Raw genomic sequence first — 21100 nt, 5'->3', positions numbered from 1 at the left:
ATTCCCTTTGCGTAAAGCCCGCGACATTATCGGATTGCCTGTCTTCTGCTTATCCACAGGCAAGCGTGCAGGAACTGTGAGAGACGTTCTATTCGACAAGGAGTGGACGATACTCGGCATTATGCTGGACGCCCGGCATTGGTATTCTTCTTGCCGTTATATTCCTGCCGGTGAAATTATGGCCTGCGGACAAGATGCTGTTACGATTGCCGATATGAAATCCGTACGAAGTTATGCGGAAGCGGAAAGTCTGGGGCTGATTCCGCTGAACGGCGGCAAGCACAAGCTCAAAGAACTCCCCGTTATTACGGCAAACGGTCAGCAATTGGGAACGATCGAGGACGTTTATTTGCTTGAGAAATTGGGTACAAAGATAATAGGTTTTGAACTGTCCGAAGGTTTCGTGTCCGATTTAATGGAAGGTCGCAAGTGGCTCCCGATGCCTGTATCGCTAACCATTGGTGAGGATGCGGTCATTGTTCCGCTTAATTCCCGGCTTGAGGCGGAGGAAATCTTCGTATCTAAAGAAGAATAGGGTGAAAATTGCACATGATGCGCTGTCCAAATTGCAGTTCCAAGGATATCGGCAAAATCGGATCCCATCAATTTTATTGCTGGGGCTGCTTCATTGAACTCGCTGTAAACGGGGAAAAAATGTCCGTTTACCAAGTGGAGGAAGACGGTACGCTGAGTTCGCTCGACGATCTGTTTTTCGAAGAAGAAATGCCGCAAATTCATGCCCAATAAGGGTTTACAACTTGATTAGCCGAAAATGACAGAAATAAATAAGAGGCACCGCCTCTGCAGGGACAAGCTTAACCGCTTCCGCCCGGCAGGAGCGGTGTTTTTTGGTTTGGACGATAGAAGAGAACCGGCCGGTGCCTAAGGAGCTTGGATTAATTGGCAAGGTTGTACATATACTGTAGAAATGGAGAGGGACATACATTCACCGGAGTCTGCCAGCATCAACAGGAGGGGTCGCCATGAATTCGATTTTTAAAAACGGCTGGTTTGCCGGCCTGATTTATACGCTTCTCGGACTGCTGGTCCTGTTCTTCCTGCTGCAAATAAGACCGATTCTGGGGAGTGTCTTCCATTTCTTGAAAGCGGTTCTGACACCTTTTCTGATCGCGATGATTATTTCCTATGTGCTCAACCCCGTCGTCAATCTGCTAAGTACGCGCAAAGTTCCCCGGACGTTTGCCGTTCTGCTTATTTATGCGGTGTTCCTGACTTCGCTCACGGTCATTTTTATGAATGTGACTCCGATGTTCGTCAAGCAGCTCGGGGAATTGAACGAGCATATGCCGGAGATGACGATCAGGGCCCAGTCTCTTGTGGACGGCATGAAAAACAGCCAGCTCCTTCCGGATACGGTCCGGTCGGGCATTCACGATGCGATTTTTAAACTGCAAAAAAATTTGTCCCTCAAAATTTCGGACACGATTCACGGCATCGGAGGCACCATCAATATGCTTCTGACCGTTTTCATCGTTCCTTTTCTCGCTTTTTATATGCTCAAAGATTTTCAATTGATCGAAAAGACCGTGCTGACCATTGTTCCGAAATCGCGGCGCAGGCAGGTGGTCAAGGTGCTGGTCGATATCGACACGGCGCTGGGCAATTATATCCGGGGACAATTCCTTGTGTGCGTCATTGTCGGCGTACTGGCCTATATCGGCTACTGGGCCATCGGGATGCCGTATGCGCTGCTGCTTGCCGGACTAGTGGCGGTTTTTAACATTATTCCTTATATGGGCCCGTTCTTCGGGGCCGCTCCGGCTGTCGTTATGGCGGTGACGGTTTCGGTAAAAATGGTTCTGCTCGTTATCGTCGTCAATACGATCGTACAAATTTTGGAGGGCAATGTAGTTTCTCCGCAGGTTGTAGGGCGGACTCTGCATATGCATCCGCTGCTCATTATTTTTGCGCTGCTCGTCGGCGGAGAAGTGGCGGGGATACCGGGCCTGATTTTGGCCGTTCCCTTTTTTGCCGTGCTGAAGGTGGTGCTTCATCATCTGTTTCTCTATTACATACACCGGCGTACGGTGTAGATACGGATAGAGTGCGGGAGAAGGATGCCGTGCAGAGGAAGGAACTCGCCATAGAAGACGGAAGGCACGTCCGGGCAGAATCGGCAATCGGATCCCGGCCGTTCTCTTGCGCTTGCAAGAGGCGTGGGTTACGATCAGACTATCGATTCTACCGCCTTTGAAGAGGCGGTAAAAGGAGGTTGCCGATGGCACTCAAGGAGCCGCACGTGACAGCGGATGAACTGCCGCCCGAACTCCTCCGCAGCCTGGGGGCAAAGCCTGCGGCTGCCGCCCGGGCGGACGTGGACGAGAGCGGCCGGCCGGATGACCGCTGGCTGGTGGCGGACGCCGGACAAATCGGCGTCTTCACTTCCGGCGGCGCCTGCCTGCGCAGATTCACGCCGGTAGAGGTCCGGCGCCTGCGGACTCAGGATGCTCCGCAGGGCGGAGGAAGCCTCATCGCGGATACGGATTCGGGCCCAGTCGTGCTCGTCCGCTACACGGGCGCTTGCGCCAAAGGACTCGAGGCGGCCGTTCACACGGCCAATCTGGTGCTGGAAACCGCCGCAGGCGGTTCCGGCGGAGATAGTGCCGGCCGGTGCGCGCTGTGCGGAGAGGCCGCAAGCGGGCAGGACCATGACTGTACGGCCGGAGATAAGACGGAGCGGAGCGGTCCGGGACGCCGGCGCGTACTGACCCGGCTGCTGGCCTATACGCGTCCGTACCGCGGCAGAATGTTCCTGGCCGCGCTGTTTTTGATCATCGCGGTTTTGCTGGAGCTGGCGCCTCCGCTTGTGACCAAAATTATCGTCGATGACGTGCTCCATCCGGGAGGGATGGCCGAGACGCTGCTGATTTGGGTGGCGGCTCTGCTGGGCGCCCGGTTGGTGCTGTCCGTGCTGCAGATCGCCCGGGGGTTTATCGGGGTCAAGGTCGGAGCGGCCATGATGAACGATATCCGTCGTGAAACGTTCGAGGCGCTGACCGAGCAGTCTCTCAGCTTCTACGACCGCCGCCAGACGTCCCAGTTTATCGGCCGGCTCAATCAGGACACCGATTCCATGAGACAGTTTCTCACGGAAGGCGTGATCTGGGTGGCGAGCCAGGTGCTGACCGTCGCGGCCATTTTGTCGATGATGCTCGCCCTCAGCTGGAAGCTCACCCTGGTCGTGCTTCTGCCGACTCCGCTGCTGCTTGCGGGAGTCTGGATTTTGTGGCCGAGGGTCCGCCGGCTTTGGTATAAGCAGTGGAGAGCGTTAAACGCGCTTCAGACGCTGGTAGGCGACTCTCTTCAGGGCATCCGTGTCGTCAAGGCATTCGGCCGGGAAAAAAGCGAGCAGGCCCGGTACGGGGAAGCCAACCGGGAAATGATGACGCAAACGATACGGATGGAAGGGCTGTGGCAGGCTGCAACCCCGCTGTTTATGCTCGTTACGGGCGCAGGCGGGATCATCGTCTGGTATTACGGCGGCCTGCAGGTACTGGACGGCGGCTTGACTCTGGGCACTCTGATGGCCTTTACGGTGTACCTCACGATGTTTTTCGGTCCTTTGCAGTGGTTTACGCAGGCGATCAGCTGGACGAACCGGGCCGTGTCGGCCGCCGAGCGCGTTTTTGAAATTATGGATACGCCCCGCGAAGTGGCCGATACGGCAGATGCGGTAACTCCCGGCCGGCTGGAAGGCTCCGTTTCACTGGACCGGGTTACATACGGTTATGAGAAGCATAAGCCCGTTCTGAAAGACATCTCTCTGGAAGTGAAGCCCGGTGAAATGATCGGATTTGTGGGACATTCGGGCGCCGGTAAATCCACGCTGATTCATCTGATCTGCCGGTTTTACGATCCCGACCGGGGGCGGATTTTAATAGACGGGATTCCGCTGAAGAAGCTGAGTCAGGAAAGCCTGCGGGCCCAGATCGGGGTTGTGCTTCAGGAAACGTTTCTTTTTGACGGGACGATTGCCGAGAACATCGCCTATGCGAAGCAGGAAGCGTCCCCTCTTGAAATTATGCGGGCCGCGAAGATCGCCAACGCCCACGATTTTATCGTCGCGATGAGCGACGGCTATGATACGCGGGTCGGCGAACGCGGTCACCGCTTGTCCGGCGGGGAAAAGCAGCGCATTGCCATCGCGCGTGCCATCCTGCACGATCCCCGCATTCTTATACTGGACGAGGCGACCGCTTCCGTGGACACGGAGACGGAGCGTCTTATCCAGGAGGCCGTTTCCCGGCTTGTCCGGGGACGGACGACCTTCGCGATCGCCCACCGGCTGTCGACTCTCCGCAGTGCGGACCGTCTCGTGGTGATCGACAAAGGACGGATCGCCGAAACCGGGACTCACGAGCAGCTGATGGAACAGGAAGGCATCTATTGGAAGCTCGTGAAGGCTCAGACCGAAACAGCGTTGATCAGGGAGCGTGATACCAGTGCCGAACCCGTATAAATCCGGCGGTTCCCCGGAGGGCGGGGATTCCTTCGATATCTCACTGCTCGTAGCAGATAAATGCCGGTTTGAACGCACGGAAGGCGGCCTGCTTTTGTTGGCCTGCGATGGATGGGTTCATGAGGAAATTCTGGTGTTCCGGACATTTCCCTTCTCCGAGCCGGACCGATACATCTCCATCCGCACGAAAGAGGGGGAGGAGATCGGCATCATCGCCGACTTACAGCAGTTGGACGATACCTCCCGCAAAGAGCTGGAGAAGGAACTGCATTTGAGATACCTGCTTCCCCGCATCGAAGCTATCCGCAGCATTAAGCAGAACACGTCAGGATGGCAGTTGGACATCGTTACCCAGTTCGGCCCCGAGCAGCTCAGGCTGCCGAACCTGCACGAGCACGTATTCAGGCAGGGAGAGGATCGTCTCCTCTTGGTGGATACCGGAGACCGCAGGCTGGAATTGGCCAGCATCCGGAGGCTGGATCCAGCAAGTTTCAAACAGCTGCAGAAGATTTTTTGAACAAAGTAACCTTCCGCTTGACGCTGAACCTGACCGATTTCCTTGAGCCGGTTATGCTTCTTTTCCGCCAACCTACGATGAGGGCGCACGCTTAACGGCGGGGCTTCTTAAATCCGCACCCGTCAGGTTGACATCGTTTCCAGATATGAACTATAATTTTCGGTAACTGAGTCAAACTCGATATGCAAAGCGCTGAAGAAATCCAGTACGCCATAGCCCATTGGCAGAGAGAAGGTTCCTTCTTCTATAGAAGAAGGCTGCGAGAACCTTTCATGAAGGATGGCCGAACGCTCATTTCGGAGTGTGGGTGACAAGTCAGATAAGCCCAACGGCAAGCGGATCCGTTATCGTCCGCAACGAGGAGATTGGATGAAACGGAAGGTACTCTGCCCGGACGTCATCCGATAACCAGGGTGGTACCGCGAATTTTTCGTCCCTGTTGATAACAGGGGCGTTTTTTGTTTCCTGTAGAGAGGGCCGAAGGAGCAGCAGTTTAAGCCTACTAAACCAAAACCATTCCAACAAACGGAGGCTCGAAACGCAATGAAAGCAAGTGAAATTCGTTCCAAGTGGCTGGAATTCTTCGCCAGCAAAGGACACAAAATCGAGCCGAGCTCCTCGCTCGTGCCTCACAACGACCCTTCTCTTTTATGGATCAATGCCGGCATGGCTCCGCTCAAACCTTATTTTGACGGACGCGTCGTGCCGGAGAATCCGAGAATCGTAAACGCGCAGAAATGCATCCGTACAAACGACATTGAAAATGTCGGCAAAACCCGCCGTCACCATACATTTTTCGAGATGCTCGGAAACTTTTCCATCGGCGACTACTTCAAAGAAGAAGCCATCACCTGGGCATGGGAATTTCTGACGGACCCGAAATGGATCGGATTCGATCCGGAGCGCTTGTCGGTAACCGTGTATCCCGAGGATACGGAAGCTTTTGAGTTCTGGAATAAAAAGATCGGTCTGCCGGAAGCTCGTATTTACAAGCTCGACGAGAACTTCTGGGATATCGGTGAAGGCCCGTGCGGACCTTGTACGGAAATCTTCTACGACCGCGGAGACAAATACGGCGATCTGAACGATCCGGAATGCTGGCCCGGCGGCGAGAACGAGCGTTTCCTGGAAGTGTGGAACCTCGTATTTTCCCAGTTCAACCATAACAAAGACGGCAGCTACACGCCGCTGCCCAACAAGAATATCGATACAGGCGCAGGGCTGGAGCGTTTCGCTTCGATTTTGCAGGATGTGGATTCCAACTTCGATACGGATTTGTTCCAGCCGATCATGGAAGCAACCAGCCGGATCGCGGGCGTGAAATACAAGGAGAACGAAGAGTTTGACGTGGCTTTGAAGGTCATTGCCGACCACGTCCGTACCGTCGCTTTCGCGGTGGGAGACGGCGTACTGCCTACGAACGAAGGTCGCGGCTACGTCATCCGCAGACTTCTGCGCCGCGCCGTCCGGTACGGCAAAGTACTCGGAATGGATAAGCCGTTCCTGTACCAGCTCGTTCCGGTCGTAGGCGAAATCATGGGCGTTTACTACAATGAAGTCGTGGAGAAGCGCGAGTTCATCGAGAAAATCATCCGCATCGAGGAAGAACGTTTTCACGAAACGCTGTCCGACGGGCTTGCCATTCTTGCCGGCATGGTCGAGAACACACGTGCGGCCGGCGGACGGGCGATCAGCGGACCGGACGCGTTCAAGCTTTATGACACGTACGGATTTCCGGTTGACTTGACGGAGGACTTTGCGAACGAGCAGGGACTGGCCGTGGACCGGGAAGGATTCGAAGCGGCGATGGAAGAACAGCGGGAGCGTGCGCGCAGCAACCGGAGCAAATCCGGAAGCATGAAAGTGCAGGGCGGGGCGCTCTCCGAATTTACGGATAAAAGTGAATTTGTTGGATACACTGAATTGGTAGTTCCAGCCAAGGTGCTGGCGATCGTGCATGAAAATGAGTTTGTCGACGCGGCGGGAACGGGCGAAACGTGCCAGGTCATTCTCGATCGGACACCGTTCTACGCCGAAAGCGGCGGTCAGGTAGCCGACCGCGGCGTAATCTCGGGAGACGGCGTTCGTCTGACCGTACACGAAGTCGGCAAAGCGCCGCACGGCCAGCACGTTCACAGCGTGACCGTCGAGCAGGGCATCCTGCGCACAGGCGATGCGGTTACGGCTCAAGTCTCCGGCGAGCTTCGCGGAGATACCGTGAAGAACCACACGGCCACTCACCTGCTGCATAAAGCGCTGAAAGAAGTGCTCGGCACGCACGTTAACCAGGCGGGTTCTCTCGTTGATCCGGACCGCCTGCGGTTCGACTTCTCCCACTTCGGCGGCATTACGCCGGAAGAGCTTCAGGACATCGAACGCCGCGTGAACGCTCAAATCTGGGCGAACACGCCGGTGGACATTTCCCTGCGCGGCATCGACGAAGCGAAAGCGATGGGCGCCATGGCACTGTTCGGCGAGAAATACGGCGACATCGTCCGCGTCGTCCGCGTCGGCGATTACAGCCTCGAGCTTTGCGGCGGCTGCCACGTACAGAGCACGGGCGAAATCGGCTTGTTCAAGATTGTCAGCGAATCCGGAATCGGTTCCGGTATCCGCCGCATCGAAGCGGTGACAAGCCGTCAAGCCTACGAGTACGTGGACGGTCAGCTGCAGCTGCTGAGGGATGCGGCCGGCGTTCTTAAGGCGAACACCGCGGACGTACCGAAGCGTCTGGACTCCACGCTCCAGCAGATGAAAGAGCTGGCGCGCGAGAACGAATCGCTCCGGGCCAAGCTGGGCCGTATTGAAGCGGGCGCTCTGGAAGGCCGCCTCAAAGAAGTAGCGGGCGTACCGGTACTGGCCGCCCAGGTGAGCGCATCCGATATGGATTCCCTGCGGGGCATCGTGGATGAAATGAAAGCGAAGCTGGGCTCGGCCGTGATCGTGCTCGGCTCCGCATCGGGCGACAAAGTCAACCTGGTCGCCGCCGTTACGCCGGATCTGGTTGCCAAAGGGCTTCATGCCGGCAAGCTGATCAAAGAAACCGCGGCGAAATGCGGCGGCGGCGGCGGCGGACGCCCCGATATGGCCCAGGCCGGAGGCAAGGACCCGTCCAAGCTCCAAGAGGCGCTGGACGGTGTCGAAACGCTTGTGGCCGGACAGATTTCTTAAATTTTCCTGCGGGAACAGGAATTTTCCGTCCCGCAGAGAATATATGACAATAGCGGGATCAGTAGCATTTACAGCCGATAGGATTTGAAAAAAGCAAACATTGGAGGTGCCTTTCATGGATTTTATGGACAAAACGGTGAAATTCAATGTCAAAGCCGATGAGATCGAAACATCCCCCAAAGAAGTGCTATTAACTGTCTATGACGCTCTGCAGGAGAAAGGCTACAATCCGATCAATCAAATTGTCGGTTACTTGCTTTCCGGGGATCCGGCTTACATTCCCCGGCACAATAACGCCCGTAGCTTGATTCGCAAACGGGAACGCGACGAACTGATCGAAGAATTGGTACGCTCTTATCTCAAAGAGCATAAATAAACGGGCCTGCGCCGATTCCCGGCAGACGGGTCCGGCTTAGGAGTTCACACGTATGAGAACGATGGGCCTAGACTATGGCGACAAAACAATCGGCGTTGCCGTTAGCGATCTTCTCGGGCTTACCGCCCAGGGGATCGAGGTTATACGCAGAGCCAGTCCGCAACACGATTTAGACCACCTGCGGCGGTTAATCGGGGAGTACGAAGTAACGGAGATCGTTGTCGGCCTCCCCAAAAATATGAACGGCTCGATCGGGCCGCGCGGCGAGCTTTGTCAGGAATTCGCCGCACTGCTGACCGAGACGTTTAACCTTCCCGTACGCTTGTGGGACGAACGATTGACTACGGTATCCGCGACCCGCACTCTTTTGGAGGCGGACGTTAGCCGGAAGAAGCGCAAGCAGGTGGTCGATAAGATCGCCGCTGTGCTGATTCTGCAGGGATATATGGACTCTAAACGATGAGGTGATGGAACCATGGCTAAAGAAGAGGATTTTCAGCAAGAGGAAGCGGAAATTATTTATATCCCCGATGATGAGGGCAACGAAGAAGAATTCGAAGTCGTCATGAAATTCGAAGTGGATGGTTCCGACAAAAAGTACATGATGGTCGTTCCGGTTGAAGGCGACGAGGAATCCGACGAAGTGTACGCATTTCGTTACGAGGAAGACGAGAACGGCGACGATCTGAAGCTTTACACCATCGAGGACGAGGAAGAATGGAATATCGTTGAAGAAACGTTTAATACACTAATCGCCGAAGAGGAAGAAGAAGCATGAGTGTGAACCAGACGAACGAGTTGCGGAGTTCTTTCGGAGATGATATTATTTTATTCGACGAACAGGACGAATCTACCGTCTTCCGCATCCTGACGGAGATTCTACATGAAGACCGCCACTACGCCGTTGTGCAGTCCGAAGAGATGAAGAAAGAAGGCGAAGTGTCCGTGTTCCGGGTATCCCGGGATTCGGAAGGCACACCGGAGCTGGAAACCATCGAAGATGACGAAGAATGGGAAACCGTCTCCGAATTGTACGACGAACTCACGTTTCCGGAACACGACGAACCTTAAGAAATCTAAAGCAAACCAGAGCGGAGTCCAATCCGCTCTTTTTCATGCAGATGATCGACCAAGATGACCATTGTGGAGGAACTTATGCATCGTCCTAAATCACGAATAAAACGCTTGATGACCGGGCTGCTGGTGATTGTTCTGCTCTTAGCCGGCTGCGCTGCGGCCGCGGCTTATTATATACGGGGAGAACTGCAGCCGACCTCGGCTTCCGATCAGGAAAAGAAGGTCGAGATCGTGTCCGGTGACGGCGTGAAAAATATCGCTTCCAAGCTTGAGCAGGAAGGGCTTATCCGTAACGCCTCCGTTTTTATGTATTACTTGAAATGGAAAAACGAAGGCGGCCGTTTCCAGGCCGGCCAGTATGCGATGAAACCCGGGATCGGATCAGACGAGATCATCGCGATGCTGAACAGCGGGCAGACTGTAAAAGCGAACCGCCTCACTATTCCCGAAGGATACACGGTCACGCAGATTGCCGACAAAGTCGGACAGCATAAGGGGATGGAAGCGTCTGCCTTCGTCAAGGCGGCGGAAGCGTACAAGCCTGCGGAAGGGGAAGAGCTGCTCGCCGCGATTCCGGCGGACGCCAAACTCAAGCACAGGCTGGAAGGGTATCTGTTCCCGGATACGTACGATATTCCCAAGGATGCTACCGAGCAGAAGCTCATCACCCTTATGGTCGATCAACTGGACAAGCGGCTGCAAAACCTGCCCGCGGATTGGAAGGACAAGCTGAAGGCAAGCGGGCTGACATTCCATCAGATGATGACGATCGCTTCCCTGATCGAGCGTGAGGTGGTTGTCGACGAGGAACGTCCGCTCGTGGCGAGCGTCATTTACAACCGGCTGAAAATCAAACAGCCGCTGCAGATCGACGCGACCGTGCAGTATGTGCTGGGCAAGCAGAAGGAAAGACTGCTCGAAAGCGATCTGAAGATCGAAAGTCCTTATAATACGTATAAAAATCCGGGACTGCCTCCGGGGCCCATCGCGAGCCCAAGCTTGTCGTCCATCAAGGCGGCGCTGTATCCGGCGGAATCGAACTATTTTTATTACGTAACGAAAAAAGACGGAAGCCAGGCGCATTTGTTCGGAGAAACCTATGCGCAGCATTTGGCCAACATCGAAAAAAGCAAGCAAACCGAGAAAAACGCGAAATAAGAAGGTGACGAGGTTGATTCCAAAACCCGAGCTGCTTATAACGGCAGGAACAGTAGAGGAAGCGAAGCGATTCATACAAGCCGGGGCGGATGCCGTACTGATCGGCGAAGCGGCATTCGGCATGCGCCTTCCGGGCGATATGACGATTCAAGACTTGAAGGAACTGGTTCCTTACGTTCATGCTAAAGGCGCTAAAGTCTATGCGGCCGTAAACAATGTTTTCGATAACGAAGCACTGCCGGAGGTAGAGAAATACCTCGCGGCCATCGCGGCTATCGGTGTCGACGGAGCCGTATACGGAGACCCCGCTGTACTGCGGATGGTGAACAAAGCGGGGCTTAGACTTCCGCTTCACTGGAATGCGGAAATGACGACGACGAACTACGCAACGGCGAATTACTGGGCGTCCCGCGGAGCCGTGCGCGCGGTTCTGGCCAGGGAATTGAATCTAGAGGAAACGCTCGAATTCAAGCTTCACGCCAAGCTGGAAGTCCAGGTTCAGGTGCACGGGATGACGAATATTTACCATTCCCGCCGAAGCCTGGTCGCCAATTACGCGGAGCATCTGGGCAAAGAGGCGGACAGCATCGACCGCTCCATGGATAACGGGCTTTTTCTGATTGAGCAGGAACGTCAGGAAGAGCGGTATCCGATTTATGAAGATAGCAACGGAACCCACGTGATGAGCTCCGACGATATTTGTATGCTGGAAGATCTTCATGAGCTGATGAAGGGAAATATAGACAGTCTTAAGATTGAAGGACTGTTGAAATCCGTCGAATACAATGAAACCGTGGTGCGGGCATACCGTCAAGTGATTGATTCTTATTGTGCCGATCCGGTTTCTTACAAATTTGACGACGAAATGCTGGAGCCTATCCGCCGCCTGCAGGATCCGGACAGGGAACTGTCTTTCGGCTTTTTCTACAAAGAACAAGTATATTGAGGTGAACCACCATGAGTATTGCCGCAGCTGTTAACGAGCGTGCGCGCGGCAGACGCGTTCGTCTGGACAAGCCGGAGCTGCTTGCCCCGGCGGGGAGTTTGGAGAAGCTGAAGTTTGCCGTACATTACGGGGCGGATGCCGTGTATATCGGCGGCCAGAAGTACGGTCTGCGCTCCAACGCCGACAATTTTACCTTCGAAGAAATGCGCGAAGGCGTCGAGTTCGCGAAACGTTACGGCGCCAAAGTTTTCGTGGCGACGAATATTTATGCCCACAATGAAGACATCGAGGGAATCGAAGACTATTTGAGAGAATTGCAGGAAGCCGGTATCTCGGCTATCATCGCCGCCGATCCGATTATTATGGATACCGCCAGACGCGTGGCCCCTAAGCTTGAAGTGCATCTGAGCACCCAGCAATCGGTAATGAACTGGCAGACGGTGCAGTTCTGGAAAGAAGAAGGCATCGAGCGGGTGGTTCTCGCCCGCGAAGTGAGCATGAGCGATATTGACGAGATCAAACGTCATGTCGATATCGAAATCGAAGCGTTTATTCACGGAGCAATGTGCAGCTCCTACTCCGGACGCTGCGTCCTGTCCAATCATTTTACGGACCGCGACTCCAACCGGGGAGGGTGCTGCCAGTCCTGCCGCTGGAAGTACGATCTGTACGCCAAGGGAGCTCCCCTGTCCGATCCGCTTGCACCCGATTTTCCGCTTTACGGAGAAGAGGAAGACGCGTTTATGATGAGCGCCAAGGACCTGTGCATGATCGAACACATTTCCGATATGATTGAGTCCGGCGTGGACAGCTTCAAAATCGAAGGCAGAATGAAAAGCATCCATTACGTGGCGACGGTTGTGAATGCCTATCGCCAAGCCATCGACAGCTATTTTGAAAATCCGGCAGCCTATGAGGTCAAGCCGCTCTGGCGCGACGAAATTAATAAAGCGGCTAACCGTCCGCTGAATACCGGATTTTTCTACGAAGCGCCCGGCCACGAAGATCATATTTTCGGACCGGAGGACAAGGCGGCAAGCTACGATTTCGTAGGCGTAGTTATGGAATATGACGAGAATACGCGAACGGCCGTCATTCAGCAGCGCAACTACTTCAAACCGGGCACGGAAGTGGAATTTTTCGGTCCGGGGGGCACGCACTTCAAACAGCGGGTAGACGTCATCCGCGACGAAGAAGGCACCGAGCTAGATGCTGCGCGCCATCCGCTGCAGCTCATCCGCATTCAAACCGAGCAGCCGGTGAAACCGCTGGATATAATGCGCAAGCGCACACGTTAATGGATTTTAATACCAACTGGCTTAGGCCGGGCGGTATTTTTTTTTATTTCTAGGTCTGTGTAATCAAAAAAAGATGATTTTATAGGAAAAATGGCACAAATCGAAGAGGAAAAACACAAATCTTCGTCGAATATTAAAACAAAAGTAGAAAATACTGGGGATATTAAGTTTCTACGTAAGACTTTCTTCCTAAAAAAAGTGGATGGTGGTGCCCATGAACAAAAAACTCACACAAACAGCAACCCAGTTAAGAGAGCGTTTTCAAAAGAAACAAGCTCCGTCAGGGGGGGCTCCGAAGCCGGGTCAATCGGGGGGCGGATTTATTTCTTCTTCCATGGGATTGACCAACCCGGCAAAATCCGTAGGTATGAAATTGTTTCTTATTTTCATCGTCAGTATTTTATTTTTTGTTCTGACCGTGGGGATCACCTCCTATCAGCTTTCGAAAAGCGTCATCCGCGACAAAGTGAGCGAAGCGTCGAAGCAGACGATGATCCAGGCGAGCCAGAAGCTCGATCTTCTTTTCGGCAGCTTTGAAGATTTAACGATGCAGATGATGCTCGATGCCGATTTGCAGCGCCTGCTTGAAATCCGCAACGAGGTTAAAGAAGGTACATACGAGCAGCTCGAAGTCACTCGTAAAATTACGGAAAAAGTAAATTCCTATTTATTTTCCAACAAATCGATTAAAAGCATGACGCTGTTAAAAACAGACGGTCAGATGATAAACTCCAACGGAGCTTCCTTGAACGCTTCGACCGATGAAATTACAAAAACGGACTGGTTTCAGGCAATCGCCAAAACCAGCGGGCAGCCCCTGTGGCTGGATACGAAACCGCAAGGGTATTTCAGCGGAGAACCGAGCGTCGCTATGGGCCGCTATTTGAACTCGACGAGTACTTCCACGCCGATTGCGATGCTTCTGATGGAAATTCCTACGTCGATTATGGAAAAAGAGCTCGGACTTATCCAGCTCGGCGATAACAGCACAATGTACGTTTCGGATGCGTCCAACAAGCTGATCTATGCGAAAGATCAGCAGCTTCTCTCAAAACCGTCCCCGGTTATGATCAGCGAGGAGAAGCAGAATGCCGCTTCCGGAGACTTCCTGTCGGCGGATAAACAGATGCAGAACGTATATTCGAAGTTCGCCGGTACGGGCTGGTTCCTCGTAGGAAGCATGCCGGTCGGAGAACTGGTTAAAGACGCGAACGTGATCTTCAACCTGACGCTGGTGATTGCCCTTGTCGCGGCCGTTATCGCCGCTTTGATCGGCATTTTCGTGGCGAGAATGATCGGCAGGCCGCTGGCCGGACTGGCCGGACTAATGAAGCAGGGCGCCCAGGGCAACCTGAAGGTGCGGGCAAATATTAAGAGCCAGGACGAGATCGGCATGCTCGGAGAAAACTTCGACATGATGATGGAACAGATTACGACGCTGGTCCGCCAGACGAACGAATCCGCCCAGGAAGTGCTGAACACGGCCTCCGAATTGGCGAACGCCTCCAAGATTACCGCGACTTCCGCGAAGGAAATCGCCGTGGCAACCGATGAGATCTCGGGAGGAGCTGCAGGGCTGGCCTCCGAGTCGGAACGCGGAAACGAGCTGACACATCATATCGGCGAGAAAATGAAGCAGGTGATGTCCGCTAACCTGGAGATGGGAACGGCCGCCTCCGGCGTCCGAAGCTCGGGTGAACAGGGGACGAAGTACATGGAAGAACTTATGGACAAAACCGGCCAGACGGAAGTGATGACCCGGTCCATGGTGGAGAAGGTCGACAACCTGAAAGAGAGCACCCGGTCCATCCGCAAAATATTGGAGATGCTTCACAATCTGACGAAGCAGACGAATATCCTTTCTCTTAATGCAACGATTGAGGCTGCGAGAGCCGGAACGGCAGGCAGAGGATTTATGGTGGTCGCCGATGAAATCCGCAAACTGGCGGATCAGTCCAAACAGTCCATCGACGTCGTGGCCCAGATAACGGAAACGATTCAGCGCGAAATTGACGAGACTGTTCACGTGCTTCATCAAGCCTACCCGCTCTTCAACCAGCAAATCGGTGCCGTGAAAGAAGCGGACGGGATTTTTGCCCAGGTTCAGAATCACATGAGCCAATTTATCGAACGGTTGAACGCGGTGACGGAATCGATAAGCGAGCTCGATCAGTCGCAGGCCGTCCTGTCCGATGCGATGACGAATGTGAGTGCAGTGGCGGAAGAATCCCTGGCGACTTCCGAGGAAGTTGCTTCGCTCAGCTCCGAGCAGCTCAGCATCAGTCAGAATCTGGTGAAGCTGTCCGACAGACTGGAGAACCTCTCAAACTCCCTGAAAGACACGCTTTCCAAATTTACCTTATGATCTCCAAAGAACGCCTCGTTTCCGGAAAACCGGAAGGGGCGTTTTTCTTTTTTACCGTCTCGTACGAAAGGTTTGAGCGCATTCCCCCTTGTCTATACTGGAAACAAAAGAAGCGGATACGGAAGCGGTGAAGGTATGGGCAAAGAATTACCCGGTACTGCCGGAAAAGAAAAGACAGATGCCGGGACGGGGGTCTGGCTTGGGGGTATTGGCATCAACGGTATCAATGGCGGCAATGGCGGCAATGGCAGCAACAGCAGCAACAGCAGCAGCGATGCGGACAGCAGAAGCATCAACTGCATCGACGGCAGCAAAACGGACCCGCGCCGCAAACTCCTGCTGCTGCTCGGGTTGACCGGCATTCTGGCACTCCTGGCCGCCCGGTTATTTTGGATCCAAGTGCTGAGACCCCACCGGTTTTCGTCTTACGAAGTAGATTTGGTCAGAAACTCCGTTTTACAGCGCCAGAAAAGCATTGTGCTCGATACGGGAAGAGGAGACATATACGACCGGAATCTGAAGCCTCTGACCGGTAAAACAATCCGGACGGCCATTATCTTTCCGGTTCATCCCGATTACACGGGCTCGTCGGAACAGCTTCGGAAAATCAGTGAAGCTTTCGGGGTGACGGCGGACGACTGGAAGTCTTTTATAAAAAGAGTCAAGGAGCCGCTTTTATGGACGGGCAGCCTGACGGCTCACTACGCGGTAAAGAACGGCGGCAAATTAGCTTCCTCCAAATCCGGCGAATCCGCAAAAGAACCGCTGGAAATAACGTCTTCCCAAATCGCTCTGCTTGAGGGGAGCGGGCTTTCTTACGTGCAGGTGACGGATTACAAAACCCGCTATACGGATCATCCCGCCGCAGCGCAGGTGATCGGTTACATCGGGCAGAACCCGGAACGGATCTCCGGCATGTATGCCCGTGAGCTTGCGGCCGGACATTTGACGCTTACCAGCGAGATCGGGGTATCCGGACTCGAGAAAACGTTCGAATCCCGGCTCCGGGGCATCGGTGAACGTTCTTTATCCGTGTTTACGGATGCGGGTAAACGGCCGCTGGACGCTCTAAGCGCCAGACTGATCTCGCCGGATCAGTCCCGTTACCCCCTGCAGCTGGTGACTACACTGGATTCGGATATCCAGCGAAACATCGAAGAACGGATGTCGAGACGGGGAATTGCAAAAGGGGCGGTCGTCGTCCTGGATGCCGCGAATGCGGATATCGTGGCGATGGCGTCTAAACCGTCTTTCCATCCGGGGGAGATCAACGCGGTCGAGGGAGACTGGGCCAATCTGGGAGTCAAAGCTGCCGCACCGGGCTCGATTTTCAAAACGGTTGTAGCCGCAGCGGCTCTCGAGAAAGGCGCGGTTAAGCCGGAAGAGACTTTTGACTGTCACGGGGCATGGGGGAAATACGGGTTTACCTGCTGGAAGAAGGAAGGTCACGGAAAGCTTACGTTCGAAGAAGGATTTGCCCAATCGTGCAACATCGTTTTCGGCGAAGTGATGCGGCGTCTGGATTCGAATGAGCTGGAAACCTATGCGCGGAACCTGGGATTGCTGAATCCCGTCGGATGGAAAGGGACCCTCACGGGAGGGGCCGCGGTCGCTCAAATCGACGGCGAAGAAGGCGGCCAGCTCTTCGGGGCGCAAACGCCGAGAAACGATGAAGGGGTCCGGCTCCAGACTGCCATCGGCCAGCGGGACGTCCAAGTGACGCCCCTGCAGGCGGCGAATCTGGTCGTAACCCTTCTACACCGGGGAAAAGCGCACGCTCCGCGCCTGGTTAAAGAAGTCCGGTTCCGGGACGGCCTGACGCTGGACTCTTTCCCGCCCCAATTTCTTCCGGGTGCGAAGGAATTTCTCTCTTCTTCGACGACAAGTGAACTCCTCCGGGAGATGAGACTCGTTGTGCGGAGCGGAACAGCCAGGGTGCTGGATGCGGCGAAGTGGCCGCTGGCCGGAAAAACGGGCACGGCGCAGGTGCAATCGGGTCCCCGCGATACCGTTAACCAGTGGTTCATCGGCTACGGTCCCGTCGATGCTCCCCGGTATGCCGTAGTTGTCGTCATACGCGAGGCTGCGCCGGAAGCGCCGGCGGAAGCGCTTCCGCTGGCGCGTGAGATCATGGACATGCTGGCGGATCAGCCGAACTGATCCTGCGCGGAAGCGAGCTGAGACGGTTTCGCCGCCTGAGGGAGCGTGACAAGCACGCGGGTTCCCCGGCCGGGTACGCTCGTCACCTGCACTTTTCCGCTGAAGGCTTCGATGATGCGAAACGCCACCATGACGCTGAGTCCGGTTCCCTTTTGCTTCGTGGAATAAAAAGGAGAGCCGAGGCGGGCGATTTCTTCCGCATCCATCCCGATTCCGGTATCTTCAATGGAAATGCAGACGCTTTTGGGCTCGGGATAAGCTTCTATTCTTAATCGTCCTCCTTCCGGCATCGCTTCGATTCCGTTCCGCGCCAGATTCACGAGACACAGGATCAATTTTTCCGCGTTTGCCGTGATCCATAAAGACGGGGGGGCGTGCGTTTCAAGCTGGACCCTGCTGCTGCCGGCGTAGCCTTGAATGCGCTGGACCAGGCTGACCATAAGGCCGCTTACAGACAGAGGCTCGGTTATTTCGGCCTGGGGTTTGGCAAAGGCGAGATAGCTGGTAATAATTTGCTGGACGCGATCCATTTCTTCGATAGCCATTGACGTATAAATTTTTTTCTTTTCTTCACTGACTTCCGTCTGCGATAAAATTTGCAGAAAACCTCTGGCAACTGTCATCGGATTACGAACTTCGTGCGCCACGGAAGCGGCTAATTCACTGAGGACGTTAAGCTTTTCCGCCCGCTGCGATTCCAGACGGCTGACACGGCTCTCCCGGATAAATTCAGATAAATAGATGACAATGGCCATAGAAATACCATGCAATAAAATAGAAAACGCGTGAAAGGAAAAAAAATCGGAAGGAAGAGACAGTTGGTTCTTACGATGGAAAAAGATTTGAAAAGCCATAAACATAAAGCCAAGGCCAGCGGACAGAAGGACGGGACATAAAAAAGCGGAGAATCGGCTGTCTTTCTTGTGAAATTTGATGTACAGCCCGGCAAAGCAGGCGCAGATCAGTAAAAAGACCGCGTCTGTCGGAAGAGAGGCCGGGAAAACGAATCCGTGCAGAAGCAGAAGGCTGGCCGAAACGGCTAAAGCCGGAAGAAGACCTCCGTGCAGAAAGCTGCTGACGAGCGGGATCATGAACAAGCTTTGCTTGATTCCGCTGCCGGAGCTGTAGGGATAAGTCGCGCACGCGAGTGCAGCCAGAATACTGACGAGCGTCATCATAGGTTTATACGATTTTTTGCTTAACGGATTGTTTTCATCGAAGAAAGGGGACACGATGACAGGTGAACACGATATCAGGACGTTAAACAATACCTCATGAAAACTGATCGACATACGGTTCGCCTACTATCTTTAGGGTTTTATAGGAAATCCGTCCCATAGTTCAGATAAGTTTAGGACAGTATACCTAGGAAGTATTTTCCACAATTGTTGGGCTGTGTATTACTTCGATAGAGTTATACAAATTTCCTACTTGTAAAATGCCACAACCTCACATCCTGATGGGAGAAAATAAACCCGTTCTTGCCGCAGGCGCCCGGTTTCCCCTACAATAAACAAAGAAACGATTAAAAACGTGCCGAAGTGTATCAGAGGATGGACCGATAGACAGAAGGAGATTGCCGAATGGAATCATTGCCGTTATTACCCGAAAAGATTACACTCATTGACCGCTCCGGGGACCTGGATGCGGATTTGCTGTTTCCGTTTGCCCTCGAAGAGATGCTCATCCGCAAAGTGGGTGAAGGAGCGGACCCCATCGTTCATTTGTGGAGGCACCCCCAAGGTCTGGTGCTCGGTCTCCGAGACAGCCGATTGCCTCATGCCCCTCAAGCGGCGGCCAGGATCGGCCGGGAAGGAAGAGCGGTGATTGTTCGCAATTCCGGTGGAGCTGCCGTGCCGCTGGATCCGGGAGTAGTGAATGTAACCTTGATTACACCCAAACCTGTAGGGAAAATAGATTTTCACGATGATTTTGAAACCATGTACCGCTTTCTTGGCGGCGTCCTGGCAGATTGGAACACGGGCGTCGCCAAAGGGGAAATCGCCGGCTCTTACTGCCCCGGCGATTTCGATTTGAGCGTAGGCGGCCGCAAGTTCTGCGGCATCGCCCAGCGCAGGCAGGCACGCGCGCTGTCCGTGCAGGCTTTCGTCGTCGTGGAGGGAACCGGGGCGGAGAAAGCCGCCGTGGCGCGCTCGTTTTACGACGAGGCGGGGCGTGGCGCGGCGCCGGACAGCTACCCGGACGTGGAGCCCGGGCGCATGACGAGCCTCGCCGAGTACGCGGGCGCCGGGCTTACTTCGCCCGCGTTCTGCCGTCTGACGGGGGAATGGCTCTCCCGTCAGACGAAGGTGCGTGCAGCGGATTACCGGGAATTCGCTGCGGACGAAGACATCGCGGCGATGATGCGCACGATGCGGGAGCGCTACGGCTTCAAGGCCGCGGACTAGCGGCCGCGCTGTCCCGCCCGTCAGCCCAGATCCGCCGGAAGCGCAGCTTCGCACGGCAACCGGCGGCGGACCTCCGAAGGGCATGGGCACGGTGCAGCCGCCGCTCCCCTCCGGGGTAGCCAGCCACCAACGGCCGTGCCGACTTGCGCCGCTGCCCTGCTGTAGGTGCGGAGTGCCCGGCCGCAACAGCGCGCTGCCCCTCGGGGACTCGCCAGTCCTCGGAAAAGCGAGGTCGCGTTAAGCTTAACGCCATGCAGCGACCTGGCCCTCGTCCGCAGCCAAGGCTTTTGCCGTGAAGCTTTCCTTCCATTAAAAAAACCTCCATATCCACATAATTCGTGGAATGGAGGTTTTTTAATATCTTGTTCGGGCGATCAGCCGAAAAATTTTTCCAAAATCGCGGGAAGTTCTTTCTGCCAGAAGCCCCACACGTGTTTACCCGGCTTTTCTTCATAGAAGAGCCGGACATTTTTTTGTTCGAGAAGAGCTTTCGAGAGCCGGTTAGCTTCCACGAAGTCAAAGGTGCCGCGCTCGGTCTTAACCTCTTCTTCGTCCAATCCGATCAGCATGTACAGCTCCAGCCAGGAAAGATCGCCCTCGGACTGGAGACGGCTGCGGGTCGGTTCCAAAAAAGCGCCGGAAAGGGATATAACTCTTGCAAAGAGGTGAGGATAAGTTAGGGCAAGATGCAGGGAAACCGTGCCTCCGAGGGAATCTCCGGCCAGGATGCGTTCGCTTTTGTCCGTGCGCACGGCATACTTGGATTCGACGAAGGGGAGCATCTCTTCCGCGAAGAAGCGGGTATAAGATTCGTGGTTTTCGCCGTCCGGTGAATACTCCGAAGTCCGGATTTTGACGTTCACGTCGACGCCTACGATAATGGCCGGCTCCCAGCCGTGGTCGAGAATGCCTGCGGTCATGGTGGTCGCTATCCGGCCGAAGTTAAAAAATTCTTCTCCATCCTGACAGTAAATGACCGGATACGACAGAACTTCGTTGTAACCCGGAGGCAGGAAAATACGCAAGGATCGTGTCGAATCAAGGTGCTTGGAGCTGATTTCCTCTTTTACAATGGTTCTTTTATAGAGTCTGGAATCGGTCATAACGGGAATCCTTTCTTTACTCCTTTAAAGGAGGTTGTATT

Annotated in this window: 18 protein-coding genes; 16 read left to right on the top strand and 2 right to left on the bottom strand. The window is 54.5% G+C overall.

Features of this window, described 5'->3' with window-relative positions; translation table 11 throughout:
• The first annotated feature begins 7 nt into the window (after positions 1 to 7).
• The 15 genes from AC58P5_RS08115 to AC58P5_RS08045 all read left to right on the top strand — a co-directional run bounded on the left by AC58P5_RS08115 (position 8) and on the right by AC58P5_RS08045 (position 17548).
• Entirely contained in the window at positions 8 to 535 is a 528-nt protein-coding gene (locus tag AC58P5_RS08115) for a PRC-barrel domain-containing protein (protein WP_497385649.1), read from the top strand.
• A gap of 14 nt (positions 536 to 549) precedes the next feature.
• Positions 550 to 747 carry a YrzR-like zinc ribbon domain gene (locus tag AC58P5_RS08110; RefSeq protein ID WP_009676575.1) on the top strand — a complete coding sequence of 66 codons (198 nt, stop codon included), beginning with the start codon at positions 550 to 552 and terminating at the stop codon, positions 745 to 747.
• A 236-nt stretch (positions 748 to 983) separates the two neighbouring features.
• On the top strand, positions 984 to 2054 hold the full coding sequence (locus AC58P5_RS08105) for an AI-2E family transporter (protein WP_497385647.1): 1071 nt from the start codon (positions 984 to 986) through the stop codon (positions 2052 to 2054).
• 185 nt (positions 2055 to 2239) lie between these two features.
• Positions 2240 to 4480 carry an ABC transporter ATP-binding protein gene (locus AC58P5_RS08100; RefSeq protein WP_497385646.1) on the top strand — a complete coding sequence of 747 codons (2241 nt, stop codon included), beginning with the start codon at positions 2240 to 2242 and terminating at the stop codon, positions 4478 to 4480.
• A complete protein-coding gene (locus AC58P5_RS08095) occupies positions 4464 to 4997 on the top strand; it encodes a DUF1854 domain-containing protein (RefSeq protein ID WP_497385645.1) in 534 nt (177 codons plus the stop codon). Before AC58P5_RS08100 ends, AC58P5_RS08095 begins: the two co-directional genes overlap by 17 nt.
• Before the next feature lie 543 nt (positions 4998 to 5540).
• On the top strand, positions 5541 to 8168 hold the full coding sequence (gene alaS / locus AC58P5_RS08090; protein WP_497385643.1) for an alanine--tRNA ligase: 2628 nt from the start codon (positions 5541 to 5543) through the stop codon (positions 8166 to 8168).
• A gap of 115 nt (positions 8169 to 8283) precedes the next feature.
• Positions 8284 to 8544, top strand: a complete 261-nt coding sequence (locus AC58P5_RS08085) for an IreB family regulatory phosphoprotein (RefSeq protein ID WP_009676594.1) — start codon at positions 8284 to 8286, stop codon at positions 8542 to 8544.
• A 52-nt stretch (positions 8545 to 8596) separates the two neighbouring features.
• On the top strand, positions 8597 to 9007 hold the full coding sequence (gene ruvX, locus AC58P5_RS08080; protein ID WP_497385641.1) for a Holliday junction resolvase RuvX: 411 nt from the start codon (positions 8597 to 8599) through the stop codon (positions 9005 to 9007).
• Between the two features lie 12 nt (positions 9008 to 9019).
• Entirely contained in the window at positions 9020 to 9322 is a 303-nt protein-coding gene (locus AC58P5_RS08075) for a DUF1292 domain-containing protein (protein ID WP_009676589.1), read from the top strand.
• Positions 9319 to 9615: a DUF1292 domain-containing protein gene (locus AC58P5_RS08070; RefSeq protein WP_497385639.1), complete on the top strand. Its 297-nt coding sequence runs from the start codon at positions 9319 to 9321 to the stop codon at positions 9613 to 9615. The genes AC58P5_RS08075 and AC58P5_RS08070 overlap by 4 nt, the downstream gene beginning before the upstream one ends.
• Positions 9616 to 9699: 84 nt before the next feature.
• Entirely contained in the window at positions 9700 to 10779 is a 1080-nt protein-coding gene (mltG, locus tag AC58P5_RS08065; protein WP_497385638.1) for an endolytic transglycosylase MltG, read from the top strand.
• A gap of 13 nt (positions 10780 to 10792) precedes the next feature.
• A complete protein-coding gene (locus tag AC58P5_RS08060; protein WP_497385637.1) occupies positions 10793 to 11725 on the top strand; it encodes a peptidase U32 family protein in 933 nt (310 codons plus the stop codon).
• Positions 11726 to 11736: 11 nt separating this feature from the next.
• The gene (locus AC58P5_RS08055; protein ID WP_497385636.1) at positions 11737 to 13023 is read left to right on the top strand and encodes a peptidase U32 family protein; all 1287 of its coding nucleotides are present in this window, start codon (positions 11737 to 11739) and stop codon (positions 13021 to 13023) included.
• Positions 13024 to 13237: 214 nt separating this feature from the next.
• On the top strand, positions 13238 to 15388 hold the full coding sequence (locus tag AC58P5_RS08050; protein ID WP_497385635.1) for a methyl-accepting chemotaxis protein: 2151 nt from the start codon (positions 13238 to 13240) through the stop codon (positions 15386 to 15388).
• Positions 15389 to 15523: 135 nt separating this feature from the next.
• Entirely contained in the window at positions 15524 to 17548 is a 2025-nt protein-coding gene (locus AC58P5_RS08045) for a peptidoglycan D,D-transpeptidase FtsI family protein (RefSeq protein ID WP_497385634.1), read from the top strand.
• Here the strand turns inward: AC58P5_RS08045 and AC58P5_RS08040 are convergent.
• Positions 17536 to 18840 (bottom strand): ATP-binding protein, encoded by a 1305-nt coding sequence (locus AC58P5_RS08040; RefSeq protein ID WP_497385633.1) that lies wholly within the window; start codon positions 18838 to 18840, stop codon positions 17536 to 17538. The two genes, AC58P5_RS08045 and AC58P5_RS08040, sit on opposite strands and share 13 nt — an antisense overlap.
• A 291-nt stretch (positions 18841 to 19131) precedes the next feature.
• Here AC58P5_RS08040 and AC58P5_RS08035 point away from each other — a divergent pair, with 291 nt between their 5' ends.
• Positions 19132 to 19956, top strand: coding sequence for a lipoate--protein ligase family protein (locus AC58P5_RS08035; RefSeq protein WP_497385631.1), 825 nt, complete (start codon positions 19132 to 19134; stop codon positions 19954 to 19956).
• Between the two features lie 374 nt (positions 19957 to 20330).
• On the opposite strand, the gene AC58P5_RS08030 is transcribed toward AC58P5_RS08035, so the two are convergent.
• Entirely contained in the window at positions 20331 to 21059 is a 729-nt protein-coding gene (locus AC58P5_RS08030) for an alpha/beta hydrolase (protein ID WP_497385630.1), read from the bottom strand.
• Positions 21060 to 21100 lie beyond the last annotated feature (41 nt).

Source organism: Paenibacillus sp. JT31N7, assembly GCF_059692095.1.
This window is presented reverse-complemented; position numbering and strand designations above follow the sequence as displayed.

What these genes read in the sequence shown, in the direction of transcription:
- AC58P5_RS08040 (WP_497385633.1), bottom strand. Translation starts at nt 18,840, where the DNA reads ATGTCGATCAGTTTTCATGAGGTATTGTTTAACGTCCTGATATCGTGT.
- AC58P5_RS08085 (WP_009676594.1), top strand. Translation starts at nt 8,284, where the DNA reads ATGGATTTTATGGACAAAACGGTGAAATTCAATGTCAAAGCCGATGAG.
- AC58P5_RS08050 (WP_497385635.1), top strand. Translation starts at nt 13,238, where the DNA reads ATGAACAAAAAACTCACACAAACAGCAACCCAGTTAAGAGAGCGTTTT.
- AC58P5_RS08100 (WP_497385646.1), top strand. Translation starts at nt 2,240, where the DNA reads ATGGCACTCAAGGAGCCGCACGTGACAGCGGATGAACTGCCGCCCGAA.
- AC58P5_RS08035 (WP_497385631.1), top strand. Translation starts at nt 19,132, where the DNA reads ATGGAATCATTGCCGTTATTACCCGAAAAGATTACACTCATTGACCGC.
- AC58P5_RS08045 (WP_497385634.1), top strand. Translation starts at nt 15,524, where the DNA reads ATGGGCAAAGAATTACCCGGTACTGCCGGAAAAGAAAAGACAGATGCC.
- AC58P5_RS08075 (WP_009676589.1), top strand. Translation starts at nt 9,020, where the DNA reads ATGGCTAAAGAAGAGGATTTTCAGCAAGAGGAAGCGGAAATTATTTAT.
- AC58P5_RS08055 (WP_497385636.1), top strand. Translation starts at nt 11,737, where the DNA reads ATGAGTATTGCCGCAGCTGTTAACGAGCGTGCGCGCGGCAGACGCGTT.
- AC58P5_RS08110 (WP_009676575.1), top strand. Translation starts at nt 550, where the DNA reads ATGATGCGCTGTCCAAATTGCAGTTCCAAGGATATCGGCAAAATCGGA.
- AC58P5_RS08070 (WP_497385639.1), top strand. Translation starts at nt 9,319, where the DNA reads ATGAGTGTGAACCAGACGAACGAGTTGCGGAGTTCTTTCGGAGATGAT.
- ruvX (WP_497385641.1), top strand. Translation starts at nt 8,597, where the DNA reads ATGAGAACGATGGGCCTAGACTATGGCGACAAAACAATCGGCGTTGCC.
- AC58P5_RS08030 (WP_497385630.1), bottom strand. Translation starts at nt 21,059, where the DNA reads ATGACCGATTCCAGACTCTATAAAAGAACCATTGTAAAAGAGGAAATC.
- alaS (WP_497385643.1), top strand. Translation starts at nt 5,541, where the DNA reads ATGAAAGCAAGTGAAATTCGTTCCAAGTGGCTGGAATTCTTCGCCAGC.
- AC58P5_RS08105 (WP_497385647.1), top strand. Translation starts at nt 984, where the DNA reads ATGAATTCGATTTTTAAAAACGGCTGGTTTGCCGGCCTGATTTATACG.
- mltG (WP_497385638.1), top strand. Translation starts at nt 9,700, where the DNA reads ATGCATCGTCCTAAATCACGAATAAAACGCTTGATGACCGGGCTGCTG.